The 19056-nt window shown below is 56.9% G+C and carries 13 protein-coding genes and 1 pseudogene; 13 read left to right on the forward strand and 1 reads right to left on the reverse strand.

The features are described from left to right. The first annotated feature begins 20 nt into the window (after positions 1 to 20). From ihfB to AB3N39_RS07150, 8 genes and pseudogenes are all read left to right on the forward strand, one after another. Positions 21 to 308, forward strand: a complete 288-nt coding sequence (ihfB, locus tag AB3N39_RS07115; RefSeq protein WP_008499965.1) for an integration host factor subunit beta — start codon at positions 21 to 23, stop codon at positions 306 to 308. Between the two features lie 214 nt (positions 309 to 522). Continuing rightward, positions 523 to 2786: pseudogene (locus AB3N39_RS07120) on the forward strand (ComEC family protein). Positions 2787 to 2822: 36 nt separating this feature from the next. Beyond that, complete coding sequence (gene msbA, locus AB3N39_RS07125) at positions 2823 to 4571, forward strand: lipid A ABC transporter ATP-binding protein/permease MsbA (RefSeq protein ID WP_111964565.1); 1749 nt, start codon at positions 2823 to 2825, stop codon at positions 4569 to 4571. Continuing rightward, the gene (gene lpxK / locus AB3N39_RS07130) at positions 4568 to 5545 is read left to right on the forward strand and encodes a tetraacyldisaccharide 4'-kinase (RefSeq protein ID WP_367897173.1); all 978 of its coding nucleotides are present in this window, start codon (positions 4568 to 4570) and stop codon (positions 5543 to 5545) included. Before msbA ends, lpxK begins: the two co-directional genes overlap by 4 nt. A 44-nt stretch (positions 5546 to 5589) precedes the next feature. Next, positions 5590 to 6819: a winged helix-turn-helix domain-containing protein gene (locus tag AB3N39_RS07135; protein WP_367897174.1), complete on the forward strand. Its 1230-nt coding sequence runs from the start codon at positions 5590 to 5592 to the stop codon at positions 6817 to 6819. Positions 6820 to 6864: 45 nt separating this feature from the next. Beyond that, positions 6865 to 7047 carry a protein YcaR gene (ycaR, locus tag AB3N39_RS07140; RefSeq protein ID WP_006174474.1) on the forward strand — a complete coding sequence of 61 codons (183 nt, stop codon included), beginning with the start codon at positions 6865 to 6867 and terminating at the stop codon, positions 7045 to 7047. Further along, positions 7044 to 7790, forward strand: coding sequence for a 3-deoxy-manno-octulosonate cytidylyltransferase (gene kdsB, locus AB3N39_RS07145; protein ID WP_367897175.1), 747 nt, complete (start codon positions 7044 to 7046; stop codon positions 7788 to 7790). Before ycaR ends, kdsB begins: the two co-directional genes overlap by 4 nt. 142 nt (positions 7791 to 7932) lie before the next feature. Continuing rightward, positions 7933 to 8826 (forward strand): YcbJ family phosphotransferase, encoded by an 894-nt coding sequence (locus AB3N39_RS07150; RefSeq protein WP_111964561.1) that lies wholly within the window; start codon positions 7933 to 7935, stop codon positions 8824 to 8826. Here AB3N39_RS07150 and elyC read toward each other — a convergent pair. After that, positions 8803 to 9582, reverse strand: coding sequence for an envelope biogenesis factor ElyC (elyC, locus tag AB3N39_RS07155; RefSeq protein ID WP_063408037.1), 780 nt, complete (start codon positions 9580 to 9582; stop codon positions 8803 to 8805). The genes AB3N39_RS07150 and elyC overlap by 24 nt on opposite strands. Positions 9583 to 9706: 124 nt before the next feature. On the opposite strand from elyC, the gene cmoM reads away from it, so the two are divergent. The 5 genes from cmoM to ldtD all read left to right on the forward strand — a co-directional run bounded on the left by cmoM (position 9707) and on the right by ldtD (position 18949). Further along, positions 9707 to 10486 carry a tRNA uridine 5-oxyacetic acid(34) methyltransferase CmoM gene (gene cmoM, locus AB3N39_RS07160; protein WP_023311004.1) on the forward strand — a complete coding sequence of 260 codons (780 nt, stop codon included), beginning with the start codon at positions 9707 to 9709 and terminating at the stop codon, positions 10484 to 10486. Between the two features lie 3 nt (positions 10487 to 10489). Continuing rightward, the gene (mukF, locus tag AB3N39_RS07165; protein ID WP_041910621.1) at positions 10490 to 11812 is read left to right on the forward strand and encodes a chromosome partition protein MukF; all 1323 of its coding nucleotides are present in this window, start codon (positions 10490 to 10492) and stop codon (positions 11810 to 11812) included. Further along, a complete protein-coding gene (mukE, locus tag AB3N39_RS07170) occupies positions 11793 to 12497 on the forward strand; it encodes a chromosome partition protein MukE (protein ID WP_008499954.1) in 705 nt (234 codons plus the stop codon). The genes mukF and mukE overlap by 20 nt, the downstream gene beginning before the upstream one ends. Further along, a complete protein-coding gene (gene mukB / locus AB3N39_RS07175) occupies positions 12497 to 16948 on the forward strand; it encodes a chromosome partition protein MukB (RefSeq protein WP_133294105.1) in 4452 nt (1483 codons plus the stop codon). Before mukE ends, mukB begins: the two co-directional genes overlap by 1 nt. Positions 16949 to 17125: 177 nt before the next feature. Continuing rightward, complete coding sequence (gene ldtD / locus AB3N39_RS07180; RefSeq protein WP_367897176.1) at positions 17126 to 18949, forward strand: L,D-transpeptidase; 1824 nt, start codon at positions 17126 to 17128, stop codon at positions 18947 to 18949. Positions 18950 to 19056: the final 107 nt, after the last annotated feature.

Genomic DNA, 19056 nt, shown 5'->3' on the forward strand with positions numbered 1-19056 from the left:
TGAAAGGAACCGGAGGAATCATGACCAAGTCAGAATTGATTGAAAGACTTGCCAGTCAGCAACCGCATATCCCTGCCAAGGCAGTGGAAGATGCCGTAAAAGAGATGCTGGAGCATATGGCCTCCACTCTTGCCCAGGGCGAGCGCATTGAAATCCGCGGTTTCGGTAGTTTTTCTCTGCACTATCGTGCTCCACGTACCGGGCGTAACCCGAAAACTGGCGATAAAGTCGAGCTGGAAGGTAAGTACGTTCCACACTTTAAGCCGGGTAAAGAACTGCGCGATCGCGCCAATATTTACGGTAACTGAGTTTAGCCAGCCGGTTAAACTGGGTTCGAAAGAAAGCACCTGCGGGTGCTTTTTTTGTGTCTGTCGCTTTTATTCTGAAGATGTCCCGCATTTTCAGTTTCGTTTTCTGTAAGCCGATAAAAACAACACAGCGCGCGCTGCAAAACGCATTTTTCTCATCTGACATTTCGCACTGCTTGCATACATACTGCCGCTCTGAAACAGGGAGGTAGCAATGGGAGTTCCCACGCTTAGTATCTGCGCCATTCTGGCGATAGCCCCGTTACTCTGGTTACCTGAACTGCCATCACCTTACACCGTGTGGGTCATGGTGGCTGGCGGGATAGTGCTTGCTGCATGGCAAAACCATCGAGTGAAGTATGCTGGTATTACGCTGTTATTTTTGCGTGGGGCATTCTGGCCGCGCAGGAGAGCGTCTGGCCGATGCAGCATTTAACCACGGGGGCTGTGCAGGCTGAGGTAGAACTCACATCGACCGACGGCGCTACTCTGCATCAGGGAAACATTCGCAGCATTGATGGCAAGCGCTGGTGGGCTTCAACCGGCGTAACGCTGTATGGCAACTATCTGCCACAGAAAGCGTGTGCCGGTCAGCGCTGGACCATGACGCTCAGGCTCAGGCCTGCCCATGGCGAACTGAACGACGGCGGTTATGATTCTCAGCGCAGCGCCTTTGCCCAACATCAAACGCTGAGTGGGCGCTTCACCCGTGCTGAACTCGTCGATGGGCGCTGCAGCCTGCGAGCGCAATACCTGATGTCACTGCAAAACCGACTTTCTGCTTACCGCTGGGGTGCGGTTATCCTCGGACTTGGGATGGGTGAACGTCTGGATGTTCCCCGGGAAATAAAAGACCTGATGCGTGAAACCGGGACGCTGCATTTGATGGCGATTTCGGGCCTGCATATCGCGCTGGCGGCATCCCTCGTCTGGTTACTTGCACGTGGACTCCAGTTTTTATTACCCAGCCATCGGGTCTACTGGCAAATGCCTCTCCTGGCTGGGTTATGCTTTGCCGCCTTCTATGCCTGGCTTACCGGTCTGCAACCTCCTGCGCTACGAACGGTCATCGCGCTTGCTGTGCTTGCAATGTTGCGGATCGCTGCCCGCCAATGGTCTCCCTGGCAGGTATGGGGATGCTGTATCGCAGCGATCCTGATAAGCGATCCCTTAGCCGTACTTTCGCAGAGTCTTGCCCTGTCTGCATTTGCCGTCGCCGCGCTGATTTTCTGGTTTCAGTGGCTGCCTCTTCCTGACTGGCAACGGGCTCGACGTATACGGCCGCTGCTGAACCTGCTCTCTCTGCAGGTCGGTATGCTGATGCTGCTGATGCCGTTACAGGTTCTGATTTTCCATGGCTTCAGCTTCACCTCACTGGTCGCGAATCTCTTTGCCGTTCCTCTGGTGACGTTTGTCTCCGTACCGCTGATCCTGCTCGGCATGCTGCTTCATCTGCTGCCGCTGGAAGCACTGGAAAGCGTTGTCTGGTTTGCAGCCGATAAGTCACTTGCGGGGCTATTCTGGCTCCTCATGCGCCTGCCTGATGGCTGGCAGAGTGTAGATCAACGCTGGCAGTACATGACACTACTGCCCTGGCTTATCATCATTGGCTGGCGTTTACGTGCCTGGAAAACCCTTCCCGCCGTTATTTTTGCAGGAAGTGTCTTACTGACATTTCCTCTCTGGAGAACGGAAAAAAGCGAGAGCTGGACGGTACATATGCTGGATGTGGGGCAGGGGCTGGCAATAGTCATTGAACGGCAGGGGAAAGCCATTCTCTATGATACCGGGCTCGCCTGGCCGGGCGGGGACAGCGGACAGCGGTTAATTATCCCGTGGCTTCGCTGGCATCACCTGCGGCCTGAAGGCGTTATTCTCAGTCATGAGCACCTCGACCATGCGGGAGGCCTCGCATCGTTGCAAAAAGCATGGCCTGACCTGTGGGTAAGAAGCCCATTGCGCCTGGCGGGGCATCACCCCTGTTTTCGCGGGGAGAGATGGAGGTGGCAGGGACTCTCCTTCACCGTACACTGGCCCCCTGAAAATTACCCGGCTCAGGGAAACAACCATTCCTGCGTGGTAAAAATCGACGACGGTGAGCAGAGTGTTCTGCTAACAGGAGATATTGAAGCGCAGGCGGAACAGGCTATGCTTAGCCATTACTGGCGTTATCTGACCTCTACCCTCATACAGGTGCCCCATCATGGCAGCATTACTTCTTCTTCCTTGCCGCTGGTACAGCGGGTGGAAGGTAGAATCGCCCTGGATTCAGCGGCCCGCTATAACGCATGGCGATTCCCGTCAGCAAAAGTTGTCCGACGCTATCGAAAAGAGGGGTATATCTGGCACGATACCCCTCATTCTGGACAAATATCGGTGACATTCTCGCAACATCACTGGCAAATCCGGCGCTTGCGAGAGCAATTTTTACCCGTTTGGTATCATCAGTGGTTTGGCGCGCCCGTCGATAACGGGTAGAATATGCGGCTATTTCAACGAATGCTGGTTTTTTGAATGCATAACGACAAAGATCTCTCCACGTGGCAAACCTTCCGCCGTCTCTGGCCGATGATTGCGCCCTTTAAAACAGGCCTGATCGTGGCGGGAGTAGCGTTAATCCTCAACGCAGCCAGCGATACTTTTATGCTATCGCTTCTCAAACCGTTACTGGACGACGGTTTTGGTAAAACGGATCGCTCAGTGCTGCTGTGGATGCCTCTGGTGGTTATCGGACTGATGATCTTACGCGGTATCACCAGCTACATCTCCAGCTACTGCATTTCCTGGGTATCCGGGAAAGTGGTGATGACCATGCGCCGTCGCCTGTTCAGCCACATGATGGGCATGCCGGTCTCGTTCTTTGACAAGCAGTCTACCGGGACGCTGCTGTCGCGTATTACCTACGACTCCGAGCAGGTTGCCTCCTCGTCCTCAAGCGCACTGATCACCGTTGTGCGTGAGGGCGCGTCAATCATCGGCCTGTTCGTGATGATGTTCTATTACAGCTGGCAGCTGTCGCTCATCCTTATCGTTCTGGCGCCGGTAGTTTCTATTGCCATCCGCGTCGTCTCAAAGCGCTTCCGCAATATTAGTAAGAATATGCAGAACACGATGGGGCAGGTGACCACTAGCGCGGAACAGATGCTGAAAGGGCATAAGGAAGTGTTGATCTTCGGCGGTCAGGAAGTCGAAACAAAACGCTTTGATAAAGTCAGCAACAAAATGCGTCTTCAGGGGATGAAAATGGTCTCAGCCTCTTCCATCTCTGACCCGATTATTCAGCTGATTGCGTCACTGGCGCTGGCATTCGTCCTGTATGCGGCAAGCTTCCCAAGCGTCATGGAGACGCTGACGGCGGGTACCATCACCGTGGTCTTCTCCTCAATGATTGCCCTGATGCGTCCGCTGAAATCCCTGACAAACGTCAACGCCCAGTTCCAGCGTGGGATGGCGGCCTGTCAGACCCTGTTCAGCATTCTGGATTCCGAGCAGGAAAAAGATGAAGGTAAGCGCGTCATTGAGCGTGCAAACGGCGACGTTGAGTTTCGTAATGTGACCTTTACCTACCCTGGCCGCGAAACACCGGCCCTGCGTAATATCAACCTCTCCATTCCGGCGGGTAAAACCGTGGCTCTGGTAGGCCGTTCCGGCTCGGGTAAATCGACCATTGCCAGTCTGATCACCCGCTTTTACGATATTAACGAAGGTGAGATCCTGTTAGACGGGCATGACCTGCGGGAGTATACCCTTCAGTCGCTGCGTAACCAGGTTGCTCTGGTTTCTCAGAACGTGCATCTGTTTAACGATACGGTCGCCAACAACATCGCTTACGCGCGCACTGATGAGTACAGCCGCGAGCAGATTGAGAACGCCGCGCGTATGGCCTACGCAATGGACTTTATCAATAAGATGGATAACGGCCTGGATACCATCATCGGCGAGAACGGGGTACTGCTCTCCGGTGGTCAGCGTCAGCGTATTGCCATTGCGCGTGCTCTACTGCGCGATAGCCCGATTCTGATTCTGGACGAAGCGACCTCTGCGCTGGATACGGAATCTGAACGTGCTATTCAGTCTGCGCTGGATGAGCTGCAAAAGAACCGTACCTCGCTGGTGATTGCACACCGTCTGTCGACTATCGAGCAGGCTGACGAAATCGTCGTGGTTGAGGACGGTATCATTGTTGAACGCGGAAGCCATGCTGACCTGCTGGAGCACCGCGGCGTTTACGCCCAGCTTCATAAGATGCAGTTTGGCGAATGATTGCACGCATTTGGTCCGGTGAGAACCCGCTGTGGCTGCTGCTTTTGCCGCTATCCTGGCTATACGGCCTGGTAAGCGGCATTATCCGTCTGCTTTACCGTCTGGGGCTGAAGCGTGCCTGGCGCGCGCCGGTGCCGGTTGTGGTTGTCGGTAATCTTACGGCAGGCGGCAACGGTAAAACGCCGGTGGTGATCTGGCTGGTGGAGCAATTGCAAAAACGCGGCATCCGCCCCGGCGTGGTGTCGCGTGGGTATGGTGGTAAAGCGGCGCACTACCCATTGCTGCTGTCGGCGGAAACCACGACCGCAGAAGCGGGTGATGAGCCAGTATTGATTTTCCAGCGTACCGGCGCGCCAGTTGCGGTCTCCCCGGTACGCAGCGACGCCGTGCAGGCCCTGCTTGCTAAACACGCGGCACAAATCATCATCACTGACGACGGCCTGCAGCATTACGCTCTGGCGCGTGATAAAGAGATTGTGGTCATCGACGGGGTTCGCCGCTTCGGTAACGGCTGGTGGCTGCCGGCCGGGCCCATGCGCGAACGTGCTTCGCGTCTTAAGTCCGTTGATGCGGTGATTGTGAACGGCGGTGAGGCAAACGCGGGTGAAATCCCCATGCACCTGCAGCCGGGTCTGGCGGTCAACCTGGCGACGGGTGAACGCCGGTCGGTTGCTGAGCTACCTTCACCGGTGGCGATGGCGGGAATTGGTCATCCCCCGCGCTTCTTCGCGACGCTGGAGCAGTGTGGTGCCCGGCTTGAAAAACGCGTTCCGCTGGCCGACCACCAGGCGCTGGTGGAAGGGCAGGTTGACGCCCTGACTGTGCCCGGACAGTCGCTGATCATGACCGAAAAAGATGCGGTAAAATGCCGTGCCTTTGCGAAAGATAACTGGTGGTATCTGCCGGTTGACGCTGAACTCAGCGGCGAGCAGCCGGAACACTTGCTCCAGGAACTGATTGCGTTGGTGCAGTAAAGGCTTACGCGGTTCCGGTGGCGCTTAGACTGACAGGAAAACGCATGTCATTACCGCAACTCTCGCTTTCAGCCGCACGTCATTTACACCTTGCCGCGCAGGGGCTGCTCAAAAAGCCCCGCCGCCGCGCACAGCCTGCCGATATTCTCTCTACCGTCCAGCGCATGTCGCTGCTTCAAATCGACACCATTAACATTGTGGCCCGTAGCCCTTACCTGGTCCTGTTTAGTCGACTGGGGAATTATCCTTCGCAGTGGCTGGATGAAGCGCTAAGCAAGGGGGAGTTAATGGAGTACTGGGCGCACGAAGCCTGTTTTCTGCCCCGCAGCGATTTTGCCCTGGTTCGTCACCGCATGCTCGCGCCGGAAAAGATGGGCTGGAAATACCGACAGGCGTGGATGCAGGAACATGCGGCTGAAATTGAGCAGCTCATCGCGCATATTCAGGAAAACGGTCCCGTCCGCTCTGCCGATTTTGAACACCCTCGCAAGGGCACCAGCGGCTGGTGGGAGTGGAAGCCGCACAAACGTCATCTCGAAGGGCTGTTCACCTCAGGTAAAGTCATGGTGATTGAGCGGCGTAATTTTCAGCGCGTCTACGACCTGACGCATCGCGTGATGCCGCACTGGGACGACGAGCGTGACCTGCTTACCCAGGAGACTGCCGAGGCCATCATGCTGGAGAACAGCGCCCGCAGCCTGGGGATTTTCCGCCCCCAATGGCTGGCAGACTATTACCGCCTTCGCCAGCCCGCGCTGAAACCGCTGCTGGACATCTGGCAACGCGAACAGCGCATCATCCCCGTCACGGTGGAAACGCTGGGCGAAATGTGGCTGCATGCGGATCTCCTCCCGCTACTGCCTCTGGCCCTGGAGGGGAAACTTCAGGCAACCCACAGTGCGGTGCTGTCGCCTTTCGACCCGGTCGTCTGGGACAGAAAACGCGCCGAGCAGCTGTTCGATTTTAGCTACCGGCTGGAATGTTATACCCCGGCTCCAAAGCGCCAGTACGGCTATTTTGTTTTACCGCTGCTGCACAAGGGGCAACTGGTCGGGCGTATGGATGCCAAAATGCACCGCAAGACCGGAACGCTTGAAATCATTGCGCTTTATCTGCAAGAAGGCGTCAGGGTGACGGCGAGCCTGGAAAAAGGGTTAACGTCCGCCATTAGCGAATTCGCGCGCTGGCAGGGTGCCCGCGACGTGACGCTGGGCCGGGTACCTGATGGATTGTTTACATCCTGTCGAAGTGGCTGGGAAACAGGCACGCCCTGAAAAGGGAATGTGTTAAGCTTTAGCGATTACCCATACGGAGGAACTATGGATCACCGTTTACTTGAAATTATTGCCTGCCCGGTATGCAACGGCAAACTCTACTACAGCCAGGACAAACAGGAGCTGATCTGCAAGCTGGACAGCCTGGCTTTCCCGCTGCGTGACGGCATTCCGGTACTGCTGGAAAATGAAGCCCGCTCCCTGGTAGCAGAAGAGAGCAAACCATGAGTTTTGTTGTCATTATCCCTGCGCGTTATGCCTCAACCCGTCTGCCGGGTAAACCGCTGGTGGATATCAACGGCAAGCCGATGATTGTGCATGTTCTTGAACGCGCGCGTGAATCCGGTGCCGATCGCGTGATTGTTGCAACCGATCATCCTGACGTCGCCCGTGCGGTTGAGGCAGCAGGCGGTGAGGTATGCATGACCCGCGTCGATCACCAGTCCGGCACCGAACGTCTGGCGGAAGTGGTTGAGAAATGTGGTTTCAGTGATGATACGGTCATCGTAAACGTGCAGGGTGACGAGCCGATGATCCCGGCGGTGATTATCCGTCAGGTGGCCGAAAACCTGGCCCAGCGTCAGGTCGGAATGGCCACGCTGGCGGTACCCATTCACCACGCTGAAGAGGCATTCAATCCGAATGCGGTGAAGGTCGTCATGGATGCGGAAGGCTATGCGCTCTATTTCTCCCGAGCTACGATTCCGTGGGATCGCGATCGCTTTGCGCTTTCTAAAGAGACCATCGGTGATACCTTCCTGCGTCATATTGGGATCTACGGCTATCGCGCCGGCTTTATTCGCCGCTATGTGGCCTGGGCGCCGAGCCCGCTGGAGCATATCGAAATGCTGGAGCAGCTTCGCGTGCTCTGGTATGGCGAGAAAATTCACGTTGCCGTTGCTGAGGAAGTTCCCGGCACGGGCGTAGACACCCCTGAAGATCTTGAGCGCGTTCGAGCCGAATTGCGTTAATCTTACCGGCATCTCTCCGCAGTGAGGGATGCACTCTCCGCTTTATTTTTCACTTTCTTTTTCCTGATTGATCTCTTCCGGGTGACATCTTCATTAAGGACGCTCATTATAAAAGCAGTAGTCTTAATGGGGGTAATCTCATATGGAACAGCTGCGTGCCGAACTTAGCCATCTGCTGGGTGAGAAATTAAGCCGGGTAGAATGCGTGAGTGAAAAGGCCGATACCGCGCTTTGGTCATTGTATGACAGTCAGGGCAACCCAATGCCGCTGATGGCCAGAAGTTTCACCTCGCCGGGAGTAGCCAGGCAGCTTGCATGGAAAATGTCGATGCTGGCGCGGGAGGGGACCGTCCGTATGCCGACGGTGTACGGCGTGATGACCCACGAGGAACACCCCGGCCCGGACGTGCTGCTGATTGAGCGTTTACGCGGTGTGTCCGTTGAAGCGCCTGCGCGCACGCCGGAACGCTGGGAGCAGTTAAAAGACCAGATTGTCGAGGCGCTGCTGGCCTGGCACCGTCAGGATAGCCGCGGACTTGTTGGTCCGGTCGACAGCACTCAGGAAAACCTGTGGCCGCAGTGGTACCGCCAGCGGGTGGAAGTGCTCTGGGGGACGCTTAACCAGTTCAACAATACCGGTTTAACCATGCAGGACAAACGTATTCTGTTTCGCACCCGCGAGTGCCTACCGGCACTGTTCGACGGCTTTAATGACAACTGCGTTTTGATCCACGGTAATTTCACCCTGCGCAGCATGCTCAAAGATGCCCGCAGCGATCAGCTTCTGGCGATGCTCGGGCCGGGGATCATGCTCTGGGCTCCGCGCGAATATGAGCTCTTCAGGCTCAGCGACAGCGGGGCGGCGGAAGGTTTACTGTGGCATTACCTTCAGCGCGCCCCTGTTGCGGAAGCATTTCTCTGGCGGCGCTGGCTCTACCTGCTCTGGGACGAAGTCGCGCAGCTGGTGAACACCGGACGTTTTAATCGCGCAAACTTCGATCTGGCAACAAAATCACTGTTGCCCTGGCTCGCCTGACGATCCTTTCAGCCACTGCCAGAGGCGTCCAAGCGTCTCATAGCCGACGCGGTCGCTATGCATCAGCCACGCCGGGGAGGGGATAGCCCGCTCCCACGGGTTGAGCGGCGCGTCGACTGCCATCTGGTTTGCCGGCGCGGGAAGCGGGTGCAGGCCTTGCTTCTCAAAGAAAATCATCGCGCGCGGCAGGTGTGAGGCGGAGGTCACCAGTAAGAACGGGGCATCGCCAATTGCCTGCTTCACAGCGGCAGCCTCTTCTTCGGTATCTTTTGGGCTGTCGAGAGTGATTATTGAAGAACGCGGTACGCCGAGCGATTCCGCGACCCTGGCGCCCGCTTCAGCCGTGCTCACCGGGTTCGTTTTGGCCGCCGCGCCGGTGAAGATCATTCTTGATCCCGGATTCGCCAGCCAGAGGCGAATACCTTCGTTCAGCCGCGGCAGGCTGTTGTTGATCAGGTTTGAACTGGGGGCCCAGTCAGGATCCCAGGTATATCCGCCGCCCAGCACCACGATGTACGCCACTTTCTGCTTTCCCTGCCATGTCGGGTACTTGTTTTCGATGGGGCGTAGCAGACCATCCGCGACCGGTTGCAGGCTTAGCAGCAGCAAGACTAACCAGCCGAGCGTGATAAGCGTTTTGCCACTTTTCTGAAAGCGACTGAACCACACCAGCGCCAGCCCCAGCGCGATGATGATGAGCAGCAGCGGAAGGGGAAGCATCATCCCTCCAATGTATTTCTTAAGGGTAAAAAGCATCCTTTTTGGTTCCTTTTTTGACCATATAGCAGGTGATTACCCGTGATATTACACCAGAGAGGTTCATTCTCCGCGCGGGTGTGACAAAATAGCGGTTTTGCAGTTAGCGAGTGGAACTCTCCCAATGCGGGATCGCAATTTTGATGACATCGCGGAAAAGTTTTCGCGCAACATTTATGGCACCACGAAAGGGCAGCTCCGTCAGACGATCCTCTGGCAGGATCTGGACACCATTCTGGCTACGTTCGGTGGTCAAACGTTGCGCGTGCTGGACGCCGGTGGCGGTGAAGGCCAGACGGCCATAAAAATGGCTGAACGCGGTCATCACGTCACGCTTTGCGATCTTTCTGCTGAAATGGTCGCCCGGGCGACGCGTGCGGCAGAAGAGAAAGGTGTGAGCGACAACATGCATTTCATACAATGCGCCGCTCAGGATATCGCACAGCATTTGGAAACCCAGGTTGATCTGATATTGTTTCATGCGGTGCTGGAGTGGGTTGCCGATCCGCAAAGCGTGTTACAAACCCTGTGGTCGATGTTGCGCCCGGGCGGCACGCTGTCGCTGATGTTCTACAATGCTAACGGCTTTCTGATGCACAACATGGTTGCAGGAAACTTCGACTATGTTCAGGTCGGGATGCCCAAAAAGAAAAAGCGCACGCTTTCCCCGGACTATCCGCGCGATCCACAGCAGGTTTATGGCTGGCTGGAAGCGATTGGCTGGCAGATAGTCGGGAAGACGGGCGTCAGGGTGTTTCATGATTATCTGCGTGAAAAACACAAACAGCGTGACTGTTTTGACACCTTAACAGAATTAGAAACGCGGTATTGCCGTCAGGAGCCTTTTATCAGCCTTGGCCGCTATATTCACGTCACCGCGCACAAGCCGCAGATGCAAGGATAACCTATGAGTGAATTTTCCCAGACAGTCCCCGAACTGGTTGCCTGGGCCAGGAAAAACGATTTCTCCATCTCGCTGCCGGTAGACAGACTCTCTTTCCTGCTGGCGGTTGCCACGCTGAACGGCGAACGGCTGGATGGTGAAATGAGCGAGGGTGAACTGGTGGATGCGTTCCGCCATGTCAGTGATGCGTTTGAGCAAACCAGCGAAACCATTAGCGTGCGTGCCAACAACGCAATCAACGATATGGTGCGTCAACGTCTGCTGAACCGCTTTACCAGCGAGCAGGCGGAAGGAAACGCCATCTATCGTCTGACGCCACTGGGCATCGGCATCACCGATTATTATATCCGCCAGCGTGAATTTTCCACGCTGCGTCTTTCCATGCAGCTCTCGATCGTGGCGGGTGAGCTTAAGCGCGCCGCCGACGCAGCGGATGAAAACGGTGACGAATTCCACTGGCACCGTAACGTCTACGCGCCGCTGAAATATTCGGTGGCCGAGATTTTCGACAGTATCGATCTCACCCAGCGCCTGATGGACGAGCAGCAGCAGCAGGTGAAAGACGATATCGCACAGCTGCTGAATAAAGACTGGCGAGCGGCCATCTCCAGCTGTGAACTTCTGCTGTCAGAAACTTCCGGCACGCTGCGTGAGCTCCAGGATACGCTGGAAGCCGCAGGGGATAAGCTTCAGGCGAACCTTCTGCGCATCCAGGATGCGACCCTGGCGCACGACGATCTGCACTTTATTGACCGTCTGGTGTTCGACCTGCAGAGCAAACTCGACCGTATTATCAGCTGGGGCCAGCAGTCGATCGACCTGTGGATCGGCTATGACCGACACGTGCATAAATTTATCCGTACCGCGATCGATATGGATAAAAACCGCGTCTTTGCTCAGCGTCTGCGTCAGTCGGTACAGACCTATTTCGATGCGCCGTGGGCGTTGACCTACGCCAATGCCGATCGTCTGCTGGATATGCGTGACGAAGAGATGGCGCTGCGCGATGAAGAGGTGACCGGTGAACTGCCGCCGGATCTGGAATACGAAGAATTTAACGAAATTCGCGAGCAGCTTGCGGCGATGATCGAAGAACAGCTCGCGGTCTACAAAACCAGACAAGCTCCGCTGGATCTTGGACTCGTGGTGCGCGACTATCTGGCGCAATATCCTCGTGCGCGCCACTTCGACGTTGCCCGCATTGTGGTAGACCAGGCGGTGCGCCTGGGTATCGCGCAAGCAGATTTCACCGGACTGCCGCCGAAGTGGCAGCCAATTAACGATTACGGAGCCAAGGTACAGGCGCATGTCATTGACAAATATTGAACAAGTGATGCCGGTTAAGCTGGCACAGGCGCTGGCGAATCCGTTATTTCCGGCGCTGGACAGCCAGCTGCGTGCCGGTCGTCACATTGGCTTAGACGAGCTGGATAATCACGCCTTTTTGATGGACTTCCAGGAGTACCTGGAAGAATTTTACGCGCGCTACAACGTGGAGCTTATCCGAGCGCCGGAAGGGTTTTTCTACCTGCGCCCGCGCTCCACGACGCTGATTCCGCGTTCCGTGCTCTCCGAGCTGGATATGATGGTCGGCAAAATTCTTTGCTACCTCTACCTCAGCCCGGAACGTCTTGCGAATGAAGGGATCTTCACCCAGCAGGAACTTTACGACGAGCTGTTGACGCTGGCAGATGAGAGCAAGCTGCTCAAGCTGGTGAACAACCGTTCCACGGGTTCGGATCTTGACCGTCAGAAATTACAGGAAAAGGTTCGCTCTTCCCTGAACCGTCTGCGTCGTCTGGGAATGGTCTGGTTTATGGGCCATGACAGCAGCAAATTCCGCATTACGGAATCTGTCTTCCGCTTCGGCGCCGACGTGCGTGCGGGCGATGACGCGCGTGAAGCGCAGCTTCGCATGATCCGTGACGGTGAAGCGATGCCGGTGGAAAACCATTTGCAGCTCAATGATGAGCATGAAGAGAATCTGCCGGATAGCGGGGAGGAAGAGTAATGATTGAACGCGGTAAATTTCGCTCACTGACGCTGATTAACTGGAACGGCTTCTTTGCCCGAACGTTCGATCTGGATGAGCTGGTCACGACGCTCTCCGGCGGTAACGGGGCGGGTAAATCCACCACCATGGCGGCCTTTGTCACGGCGCTGATCCCTGACCTGACGCTGCTTCACTTCCGTAACACCACCGAAGCGGGGGCAACAAGCGGCTCCCGTGATAAAGGTCTGCACGGTAAGCTGAAGGCCGGCGTCTGTTATTCGGTTCTGGACGTCATTAACTCCCGCCATCAGCGTGTAGTCGTGGGCGTGCGCCTGCAGCAGGTCGCCGGCCGCGACCGTAAAGTGGATATCAAGCCGTTTGCGATTCAGGGCTTGCCGACCTCCGTGCAGCCGACGGCGCTGCTGACGGAAACTCTGAACGAACGCCAGGCGCGCGTGCTAACGCTGCAGGAGCTGAAAGATAAGCTCGAAGCGATCGAAGGCGTGCAGTTCAAGCAGTTCAACTCGATTACCGACTACCACTCGCTCATGTTCGATCTGGGCGTGGTGGCGCGTCGTCTGCGCACGGCATCAGACCGAAGCAAATACTATCGCCTGATTGAAGCGTCTCTGTACGGCGGTATCTCCAGCGCGATTACCCGCTCCCTGCGCGACTACCTGCTGCCGGAAAACAGCGGGGTGCGTAAGGCCTTCCAGGATATGGAAGCGGCGCTGCGTGAAAACCGTATGACGCTGGAAGCGATACGCGTTACCCAGTCCGATCGTGACCTGTTTAAACACCTGATCAGCGAAGCCACCAACTACGTGGCGGCGGACTACATGCGCCACGCCAACGAGCGCCGCGTCCACCTCGATCAGGCATTAGAATACCGTCGCGAGCTGTTTACCTCCCGTAAACAGCTGGTGGCCGAGCAGTACAAGCACGTCGAAATGGCGCGCGAACTCGGTGAGCACAACGGTGCCGAGGGCGACCTTGAAGCCGACTACCAGGCCGCCAGCGACCACCTGAACCTGGTGCAAACTGCGCTCCGTCAGCAGGAAAAAATCGAGCGCTATGAAGCGGACCTCGACGAGCTGCAGATCCGTCTCGAAGAGCAAAATGAAGTGGTGGCCGAAGCCGCCGACATGCAGGAAGAGAACGAAGCCCGCGCCGAAGCCGCCGAGCTGGAAGTGGATGAGCTGAAAAGCCAGCTTGCCGATTACCAGCAGGCGCTGGACGTGCAGCAGACGCGCGCGATTCAGTACACCCAGGCACTGCAGGCATTGCAGCGCGCGAAAGAGCTGTGCCATCTGCCTGACCTGACGCCGGAAAGCGCCGACGAGTGGCTGGATACCTTCCAGGCCAAAGAGCAGGAAGCCACCGAAAAACTGCTGTCCCTCGAACAGAAAATGAGCGTCGCGCAAACGGCGCACAGCCAGTTTGAGCAGGCTTATCAGTTAGTCGTTGCGATTAACGGCCCGCTGGCGCGTAGCGAAGCCTGGGACGTTGCCCGTGAGCTGCTGCGCGACGGCGTGAACCAGCGCCATCTGGCCGAGCAGGTTCAGCCGCTGCGTATGCGTCTGAACGAGCTGGAGCAGCGCCTGCGCGAGCAGCAGGAAGCCGAGCGTCTGCTGGCGGAATTCTGCAAGCGTCAGGGAAAAAATTACGATTTTGACGAGCTTGAGGCCCTGCATCAGGAACTTGAGGCGCGTATCGCTGCGCTTTCAGACACGGTCTCCAGCGCCAGCGAACAGCGTATGACTCTGCGTCAGGAGCTGGAGCAGCTTCAGTCCCGTTCGAAGACGCTTCTGGAGCGGGCGCCGGTCTGGCTGGCGGCTCAAAGCAGCCTGAACCAGCTCAGCGAACAGTGCGGCGAGCAGTTCGAATCCAGTCAGGAAGTGACAGAATACCTGCAGCAGCTGCTGGAGCGCGAGCGCGAAGCCATTGTTGAGCGTGATGAAGTGGGCGCGCGCAAGCGTGACGTCGACGAAGAAATTGAACGCTTAAGCCAGCCGGGCGGGTCAGAAGATCCGCGCCTGAATGCACTCGCCGAGCGTTTTGGCGGCGTGCTGCTGTCCGAGATTTATGACGATGTAGGTCTTGATGATGCCCCGTACTTCTCCGCGCTGTACGGTCCATCCCGCAACGCGATAGTGGTCCCGGATCTGTCGCTGATTTCTGAGCAGCTTGCCGGCCTGGAAGATTGTCCGGAAGATCTCTACCTGATCGAAGGGGATCCGCAGTCGTTCGATGACAGCGTATTCAGCGTCGACGAGTTGGAAAAAGCGGTGGTGGTGAAAATCGCCGACCGTCAGTGGCGTTATTCCCGCTTCCCTGAGCTGCCGCTGTTTGGCCGCGCCGCGCGCGAAAGCCGCATCGAAAGCCTGCACGCCGAGCGTGAAACGCTGTCTGAACGTTTTGCGACCCTGTCGTTTGACGTGCAGAAAACCCAGCGCCTGCACCAGGCGTTCAGCCGCTTTATCGGCAGCCATCTCGCCGTGGCATTTGACGCGGATCCGGAAGCCGAAATCCGCAAGCTCAATACCCGCCGTGGCGAGCTTGAACGTGCGATTGCCAGCCATGAAAGCGACAACCAGCAGAGCCGCGTCCAGTTCGAGCAGGCGAAAGAGGGCGTCGCGGCCCTTAACCGTATTCTGCCGCGCCTGAATCTGCTGGCGGATGACACGCTGGCCGATCGCGTGGACGAGATCCAGGAGCGTCTGGATGAAGCGCAGGAAGCCGCGCGCTTCGTGCAGCAGCACGGCAATCAGCTGGCGAAGCTCGAGCCGGTAGTCTCTGTCCTGCAGAGCGACCCGGAACAGTTTGAGCAGTTAAAAGAAGATTATGCCTGGTCGCAGCAGGTGCAGCGCGAGGCGCGTCAGCAGGCGTTTGCCCTGACGGAGGTGGTGCAGCGTCGCGCCCACTTCGGCTACTCCGATTCGGCGGAAATGCTGAGCGGTAACAGTGACCTGAACGAAAAGCTGCGTCAGCGCCTTGAGCAGGCTGAAGCGGAACGTACTCGCGCCCGCGAAGCAATGCGCAGCCACTCCGCTCAGCTGAACCAGTACAACCAGGTGCTGGCCTCGCTGAAAAGCTCCTTCGACACCAAGAAAGAGCTGTTAAACGATCTGCAGAAAGAGCTTCAGGACATCGGCGTTCGTGCCGACAGCGGGGCAGAAGAGCGCGCGCGTATCCGTCGTGACGAACTGCATTCGCAGCTCAGCAATAACCGTGCGCGTCGTAATCAGCTGGAAAAAGCGCTGACCTTCTGCGAAGCCGAAATGGATAACCTGACCCGTCGCCTGCGCAAGCTGGAACGCGATTATCATGAAATGCGTGAGCAGGTCGTGACCGCCAAGGCGGGTTGGTGCGCGGTGATGCGCATGGTGAAAGATAATAACGTTGAGCGTCGTCTGCACCGTCGTGAGCTGGCATATCTCTCCGCCGATGAGCTGCGTTCCATGTCGGATAAGGCGTTGGGTGCTCTGCGTCTGGCGGTGGCGGATAACGAACACCTGCGCGATGTCCTGCGCATGTCAGAGGATCCGAAACGTCCTGAACGTAAAATCCAGTTCTTCGTGGCGGTTTACCAGCACCTGCGCGAGCGTATTCGCCAGGACATCATCCGTACTGACGATCCGGTCGAAGCCATCGAACAGATGGAAATCGAGCTGGGCCGTCTGACGGAAGAGCTGACCTCCCGCGAGCAGAAGCTGGCAATCAGCTCCCGCAGCGTAGCGAACATTATTCGTAAAACCATTCAGCGCGAGCAGAACCGTATCCGCCAGCTCAACCAGGGGCTGCAGAGCGTGTCGTTTGGTCAGGTGAACAGCGTGCGCCTCAACGTTAACGTGCGTGAAGCGCATGCCACCCTGCTGGAAGTGCTTTCTGAGCAGCACGAGCAGCATCAGGATCTGTTTAACAGTAACCGTCTGACCTTCTCCGAAGCGCTGGCGAAGCTCTATCAGCGCCTGAACCCGCAGATTGATATGGGGCAGCGTACGCCGCAAACCATCGGTGAAGAGCTGCTGGACTACCGTAACTATCTGGAAATGGAAGTTGAGGTAAACCGTGGCTCAGACGGCTGGCTGCGTGCGGAATCCGGAGCGCTCTCTACCGGTGAAGCGATCGGTACCGGTATGTCAATTCTGGTGATGGTGGTACAGAGCTGGGAAGACGAAGCGCGCCGCCTGCGCGGCAAAGACATCTCCCCATGCCGACTGCTGTTCCTTGATGAGGCTGCGCGTCTTGATGCGCGCTCCATTGCCACGCTTTTTGAGCTTTGCGAACGTCTCGATATGCAGCTCATCATTGCGGCACCGGAGAACATCAGTCCCGAAAAAGGGACAACCTACAAGCTGGTGCGTAAAGTGTTCCAGAACAGCGAACACGTTCACGTTGTTGGGCTGCGTGGCTTTGCGCCGCAGCCGCCAGAATCATTGCCTGAAACCACGGCGGACGCTTCCTGAAGCGTCTTCTGACCCGAAGCGGCGCCCTGGCGCCGCTTTTTTTTAAACTTAACTTGTGCTTAGGGCTGCGTTATCTTTAAACTTCTTTACATAAGGTAAGGCAACAGCTTAGCCGTCTACCTATAATGAAAGAAAGCCCCAACGTGATGGGCATGTCGTGAAAACAGGGGGCAAGGGATGTTGCTTAAGAAAGAATGTGGTCGTCAGCTGTCGGCGCTAAGTTTATGCCTGGCAGTGATGTTTGCTCCACTGTTAACCGCCCAGGCCGACGAGCCTGAAATTGTGCCGACTGACAGCTCGGCAACGACGGGCGCGCAGCCAACGTCGTTGTCCCAGCCTCTGGAGCAGTCTCCGGCAACGGCTATCATGGCCGGTATTAAGCCGCTGCCGGAAGGCATCGACGCCGAATCGCTCAGCCAGCAGCTGCAGTCGGGGCTGCCGTCCGGGTACGCGCCTGTCTATCTCAATCAGCTCACGCTCCTTTATGCTGCCCGCGATATGAAACCGATGTGGGAAAACCGCGATGCCGTTCGCGCCTTCCAGCAGCAGCTGGCGGAGGTCGCGATTGCAGGGTTTCAGCCGCAGTTTACAAAATGGGTTGAGCTGTTAACCGATCCTGCCGTCACCGGGCAGGCGCGGGACGTGGTGCTTTCCGATGCCATGATGGGCTACCTGCAGTTCGTGGCGGGTATTCCGGTCAACGGCAACCGTTGGCTTTACAGCGATAAGCCGTACAAGCTGGCGACGCCGGCACTGTCGGTGATTAACCAATGGCAGTTAGCGCTGGATAACGGCGAACTGCCGCGCTTTATCGCCAGCCTCGCACCGGCGCACCCACAATATGCCACTCTGCACCAGTCGCTCCTCGCGCTGGTGGGTGACTCGCGCCCATGGCCTCAGATGCGCGGCACCGCGACGCTGCGTCCGGGGCAGTGGAGCAGCGATGTGCCTGCTCTGCGCGAGATCCTGACTCGCTCCGGTCTTCTTGATGGCGGGCCACATATTGCGTTGCCAGGCGACGATCCGCAAAATGCGGCGGTCAGCCCGTCAGCTCCCGTGAAGGAGAAAAAAGCGATTGCCGTCAGCAATAAACCCGCAGCATACGATCGCGAGCTGGTTGCGGCAGTGAAGCAATTCCAGACCGCACAGGGGCTGGGGGCCGATGGCGTCATTGGCCAGACGACGCGAGACTGGCTGAACGTATCGCCTGCGCAGCGGGCAGGGGTGCTGGCGCTCAATATCCAGCGTTTGCGCCTGCTGCCGGGAACACTCTCTACCGGAATTATGGTTAACATTCCGGCTTATTCCCTGGTCTATTATCAGGACGGTAGCGAAAAACTGGCGTCGCGCGTGATTGTCGGACGTCCGGATCGTAAAACACCGATGATGAGCAGCGCGCTGAATAACGTGGTGGTTAACCCACCGTGGAACGTGCCGCCGACGCTGGCGAGAAAAGACATTCTGCCGAAGGTCTGGAACGATCCGGGGTATCTGGAACGTCATGGCTATACGGTGATGCGCGGATGGAACAGTAAAGAGGCCATCGATCCTTATATGGTCGACTGGTCGACAATTACGGCTTCTAATCTGCCGTTCCGTTTCCAGCAGGCACCCGGGGCGCATAACTCTTTAGGGCGCTACAAATTCAATATGCCGAGTTCAGACGCTATCTATCTGCACGATACGCCGAACCACAACCTGTTCCAGAAAGATACTCGCGCGCTGAGTTCTGGCTGCGTACGCGTGAACAAAGCCTCGGAGCTGGCCAATATGCTATTGCAGGATGCGGGCTGGAACGATACGCGCATTTCCGATGCCCTGAAGCAGGGGGATACGCGTTACGTTAATATTCGACACAACATTCCGGTCAATCTCTACTATCTGACGGCGTTTGTTGGCGAAGACGGGCGTACTCAGTACCGTACAGATATTTACAATTATGATCTCACCGCGCGATCCGGCGCACAAATTTTGCCAAAAGCGGAACAATTAATCAGGTAAATGAAGCAGTTCGGGAAAAATGATTGTCGTAAGTTAGGGTGAATAAGGGGCAATATCGCTGTAAGCCGCGTATTCACTGGGGTTGGGCGCCTTGACGTACCCGGTTT

Source organism: Enterobacter vonholyi (assembly GCF_040834095.1).
In the GTDB taxonomy this organism is placed as follows: Bacteria; Pseudomonadota; Gammaproteobacteria; order Enterobacterales; family Enterobacteriaceae; genus Enterobacter; species Enterobacter vonholyi.

Excerpts from the sequence above, each read along its gene's own strand:
- cmoM (WP_023311004.1), top strand. The coding sequence starts at position 9,707 with ATGCGGGATCGCAATTTTGATGACATCGCGGAAAAGTTTTCGCGCAAC.
- ldtD (WP_367897176.1), top strand. The coding sequence starts at position 17,126 with ATGTTGCTTAAGAAAGAATGTGGTCGTCAGCTGTCGGCGCTAAGTTTA.
- AB3N39_RS07150 (WP_111964561.1), top strand. The coding sequence starts at position 7,933 with ATGGAACAGCTGCGTGCCGAACTTAGCCATCTGCTGGGTGAGAAATTA.
- mukF (WP_041910621.1), top strand. The coding sequence starts at position 10,490 with ATGAGTGAATTTTCCCAGACAGTCCCCGAACTGGTTGCCTGGGCCAGG.
- AB3N39_RS07135 (WP_367897174.1), top strand. The coding sequence starts at position 5,590 with ATGTCATTACCGCAACTCTCGCTTTCAGCCGCACGTCATTTACACCTT.
- ihfB (WP_008499965.1), top strand. The coding sequence starts at position 21 with ATGACCAAGTCAGAATTGATTGAAAGACTTGCCAGTCAGCAACCGCAT.
- mukE (WP_008499954.1), top strand. The coding sequence starts at position 11,793 with ATGTCATTGACAAATATTGAACAAGTGATGCCGGTTAAGCTGGCACAG.
- ycaR (WP_006174474.1), top strand. The coding sequence starts at position 6,865 with ATGGATCACCGTTTACTTGAAATTATTGCCTGCCCGGTATGCAACGGC.
- msbA (WP_111964565.1), top strand. The coding sequence starts at position 2,823 with ATGCATAACGACAAAGATCTCTCCACGTGGCAAACCTTCCGCCGTCTC.
- lpxK (WP_367897173.1), top strand. The coding sequence starts at position 4,568 with ATGATTGCACGCATTTGGTCCGGTGAGAACCCGCTGTGGCTGCTGCTT.
- kdsB (WP_367897175.1), top strand. The coding sequence starts at position 7,044 with ATGAGTTTTGTTGTCATTATCCCTGCGCGTTATGCCTCAACCCGTCTG.
- mukB (WP_133294105.1), top strand. The coding sequence starts at position 12,497 with ATGATTGAACGCGGTAAATTTCGCTCACTGACGCTGATTAACTGGAAC.
- elyC (WP_063408037.1), bottom strand. The coding sequence starts at position 9,582 with ATGCTTTTTACCCTTAAGAAATACATTGGAGGGATGATGCTTCCCCTT.